At 71.3% G+C, this 4,157-nt stretch carries 2 protein-coding genes; one reads left to right on the top strand and one right to left on the bottom strand.

The features are described from left to right. On the bottom strand, window positions 1-744 hold a 744-nt coding region (locus WA805_RS22595; protein WP_425243339.1), incomplete at its 3' end, for an IS110 family transposase. 438 nt (window positions 745-1,182) lie between these two features. On the opposite strand from WA805_RS22595, the gene WA805_RS22590 reads away from it, so the two are divergent. Next, window positions 1,183-3,783: an ATP-binding protein gene (locus tag WA805_RS22590; RefSeq protein WP_425243338.1), complete on the top strand. Its 2,601-nt coding sequence runs from the start codon at window positions 1,183-1,185 to the stop codon at window positions 3,781-3,783. Window positions 3,784-4,157 lie beyond the last annotated feature (374 nt).

The following is a 4,157-nucleotide window of genomic DNA, read 5'->3' as shown; positions in this document are numbered from 1 at the left end:
GTGGGGGCCGATCCCGTACAGGGCCAGAAGGCCCGGGGCGCGGGCGGTGACGAGGGGAACGATGAGCTCGTCGAGGCGCTCGAGCTGGCCGTCGAGGAACTGCGCGCGCCGTCCCAGCTCGCGCAGGGCGATGCGGACGGCGTAGCCCGTGATGTCGCCGGGGCGGGGCCGCAGTGACGCGATGCCGGCGACCAGGGCGGCCGGGGTGTGCCGGGTGAAACGGGCTCGCAGGTCATCGGGCCCGGTCAGGAGCAGGGCCCTGGCCTGGTTGATCGCCCGGGTGCGTTCTCCCGTAGCGCTTCGCCTGGCGACCATCAGCGCCCGGATCGCCTCCACCTCGCCGTCCCGGCCCTTCGGCGCGCCGCGGGCCCGGCCGGACTGCGCGGCCCGCGCGGCGCTGACCGCATCGAGGGGATCGGACTTGCCCTGACGGCGGCGGTCCTGCCTGTCGGAGCGATCGACCTCGACGACCCGGACACCAGCTGCGGTGACATAGCGGGCCAGTCCGGCACCGTAACTGCCGGTCCCTTCGATGCCGACCAGGGCGACGGTACCGAACCCGCCCAGCCAGCCCAGCAGGCGGGCATAGCCGGCCGCGGTGGCGGGGAACTCCTCGACGCCGAGCAGCCCGCCGACAGGATCGAGCGCGGCGGCGACATGCGTATCCGCGTGAGTATCCACGCCGCCGGTAATTGCCGTGCGATAGGTAACAGGGCGTGCTTCTTCTACGATGGTCACTGTCATCCCTTTCTCAGGTTGAGGGATGGCACGCACCCGCTGGCCATCGGACCTGTGAACCCAGGCCTCTTGCACAGGCCAGGCAGATCAGACCGGCAGCGCCGGTGGGTGCCAGAAAAACTGGGACCCGGCCGACAGATCGTTTCGCAAGACAACCCGAAGCGGCGTCAGCCGAATCGGAGGTCAGGCCGGGACCCAGGCTCCCGACGCTGCGCCCCTGTTCAGTCAAGTTCAGGGAAGCCGCGCCGGAAGCACTATCCACAGCCTCCGTGCCGAATATTCGCGGCAGCACTTGCTCGTGGGTCCGCGGCCCGAGGTGCGCAGATCATACAGTTCGGGGCTGCGCTCGCCCGGTCGTGCGCCTTGCCGGGTCCTCGTCACCGGCTACGATGCTGGGCTGGGTGGTAGCTGGCGATCCGTGCTGGTGGGGCGGATACTTGTGGCATGCAGCTCCTGGAGAGGGAGTCGTCGTTGGCGTCGCTGGCCGGGTATGCCCAGGAGGCACGGCGCGGCGAGGGTCGGCTTGTGCTGGTAGCCGGGGAGGCGGGGGTTGGCAAGTCGGCGCTGGTGGAAGCACTCGAGTGTGACCTGCCGGGGGCGCGCTGGTCCTGGGGGGCATGCGATGGGCTGTTTACCCCCCGTCCGCTCGGGCCGCTGTTCGACCTGGCTGCCCAGCTTGGCGAGGAGCTGCTGGAGTTGTGCCGGGCCCGGGCTGGCCGCGAAGCGCTGTTCGCCGCGCTGCTGCGCCAGGTCAGCGAGCCGGGGATGCTGGATGTGGTGGTGGTGGAGGACGTTCACTGGGCCGACGAGGCGACCCTGGACATGTTGCGGTTCGTTGGCCGGCGGATCAAGAGCGCCGGCGTGCTTCTTATTGCCACCTACCGGGACGAGGATCTGGCCGCGGGGGACCCGCTGCGGGTGGTGCTTGGTGAGCTGGCCAGGCAGCGCTCTACCCGGCGGGTCGAGCTGGCCCCGCTGTCGGCCGGCGCCGTGCGGCAGCTGGCGGCCCCGGCTGGGCTGGATGCGGCCGAGCTGTACCGGCTGACGGGCGGGAACCCGTTCTACGTCACGGCGGTGATCGCTGCCGGGGTGACCGAGGTCCCGGCGGCGGCGCGGGATGCGGTGCTGGCGCGAGCGGTGGGGCTTAGCAGCGAGGGACGCGATGTGCTAGACGCCGCAGCGCTGACCGGCGCTCGCGCCGAATTGCGGCTGGTTGAGTCGGTCACCGGTTGCGCGCCGCCGGCGGTCGAGGAGGTGCTGGCGTCCGGGCTGCTGATGCTGGATGGGGCCTGGCTGAGGTTCCGTCACGAGATCGCCCGGCTGGCGGCCGAGCAGGCGATCCCGCCACATCGCCGCGCGCTGATCCACGACCGGGTCCTGGACGCGCTGGCGGCGGCCGGATGTGACGACGACGCACAGCTGGCCTTCCACGCTGAGGGATCCGGGAACGGGCCGGCTGTCGTGCGGCATGCTTCCGCGGCCGCGCGCCGGGCGGCTGAGCTGGCCTCGCACCGCGAGGCGGCGGCGCAGTTCGAGCGTGCGCTGCGGTTCGCGGATGAACGTGACCGGCTGACGCTGGCGGCACTGCAGGAGGGCGTCGCGGGTGAGTACTCACTGCTGGACCGGTGGGAGGAGGCCGAACGGGCGCTGCGTGCTGCTCTTCAGCTGCGGCGAGAGCTGGGCGATGACCACAGTACCGGAGAGGATCTCCAGCGGCTCTGCACAACACTGTGGCGCCTGTGCCGCGGAGAGGAATCTGGCCAGGCGGCCGGGGAAGCCGTCCGGGTCCTGCAGGCGCTGCCGCCCGGCCGGGAGCTGGCGTGCGCCTATGCCAACCTCAGCACCTCCCGCATGCTGGCGGGTCGGAGCGACGAGGCTGTCGCGCTAGGTGAGAAGGCGCGAGCGCTCGGCGTAGAACTGCATGAGGCTGATGTCGTAAGCCATGCCCTGACAGCTATCGGGTCGGCGCTTCTTAGGGGCGGCAGCCGGGATGGGCGGGGCTTGATCGAGCGGGCGCTGCGGATCGCGCTGGATGCCGACCTGCACGAAGAGGCCGGCTTTGCCTACTCGGCCCTGCACGAGGCCGCCACGCGCATGCACCGGTTCGACGACGAGCAGCGCTACTTCGCCGAGGGAATGGCCTACTGCGAAGACCGCGAGCTCGGTGTTTTCAGCACGTGCCTGATGGGCTGGCGGGCCTACACTCTGATGCTCCGGGGACAGTGGGACGAAGCGGCGGACATCTGCACCCGGATGCTCGGCCGTCGGCGCATCTCCCCGGTGAACCGGCTGAACCCGCTGCGGGTCCTGGGCACGATCCGCGGGCGCCGCGGCGAGCCCGGGGCGTGGCAGCTCCTGGATGAGGCGCTTGCCCTGGCCGAGGGAGTAGCCGACCCGACATGGATCGTGCCGGTCGGGGAGGCACGTGCGGAGCTGAGGTGGCTAGCGAGTGATGGCGATCTTGCGCTTGAGGAGGTCAGGTCAGCCTACGGCCGGGCGGCCGGGCACGTCGATCGGTGGACGCTGGCCGCCCTGGCCATCTGGCTGCCGCGGCTCGGGGCACCGCTGGATCCGCCGTTCAGCCTGCCGAAACCATTCGCCGCGGAGATCGCGGGGGACTGGCGGGGCGCGGCGCTGGCATGGGAGCGGCTCGGCCGGCCCTACGAGGCCGCCCTGGTCCTGCAGGACAGCACCGAGGAGCGGCGGCTGCGCGAGGCGGTGAAGATCTTCACCGGCCTGGGCGCATCTGCCGCGGCCCGGATCACCCGGCAGAAGATGCGCCAGCTGGGCATCCGGTCGATCCCGGCCGGGCCGCGGTCGGCGACGCGGGCGCACCCGCTCGGGCTGACCCGGCGTGAGGGTGAGGTTCTCGACCTGGTGTGCGCCGGGCACACCAACGCCCAGATCGCCGCGAAGCTGTTCATCTCCGCCAAGACCGTCGATCACCACGTCTCGGCCGTTCTGGCGAAACTTGATGCCCCGACCCGGGACGTCGCCGTGGCCCACGCTGCCCGGCTCGGCCTGGTCGGCGCCGCAGAAAAATAGGGGAGCGCAGCAGGAAAATGGGGGGATCACTCCCGATCCCCCGCGTGGCCAGCCGCCATACGGTCGCCTTGAACTCATCGTAAGCCGAAGGAGACCGTCATGAACCTCGTCCGCCACACCCACCGTGCCGCCGTCCTGGCCGGGCTCCTCACCTGCTTTCGGCGCTGCCGCGGCGCCCCACGCTGGACAGCACGGCAAGGTCAGTACGGCCAGCGGCTGGCGCCGCCGCGCCGGCTGACATGGCGATGGGGGCCGGCATGAGCGCGAGCGCGCGCCCGGTCCGGACCTGGATGTCCTTCCGGCGGATCGTGGACATCCCGTTCGGAACATGCGTGGCTGCGCTGGACAGCGGAGAGCTCACCGGGCACGACGGC

The organism is Trebonia sp. (genome assembly GCF_049794275.1).
In the GTDB taxonomy this organism is placed as follows: Bacteria; Actinomycetota; Actinomycetes; order Streptosporangiales; family Streptosporangiaceae; genus Trebonia.
The sequence above is the reverse complement of the archived record's forward strand: the minus strand, read 5'-3'. Positions and strand labels throughout refer to the sequence as shown.

Coding starts and splice junctions, on each gene's coding strand:
- WA805_RS22590 (WP_425243338.1), top strand. CDS start 1,183: ATGCAGCTCCTGGAGAGGGAGTCGTCGTTGGCGTCGCTGGCCGGGTAT.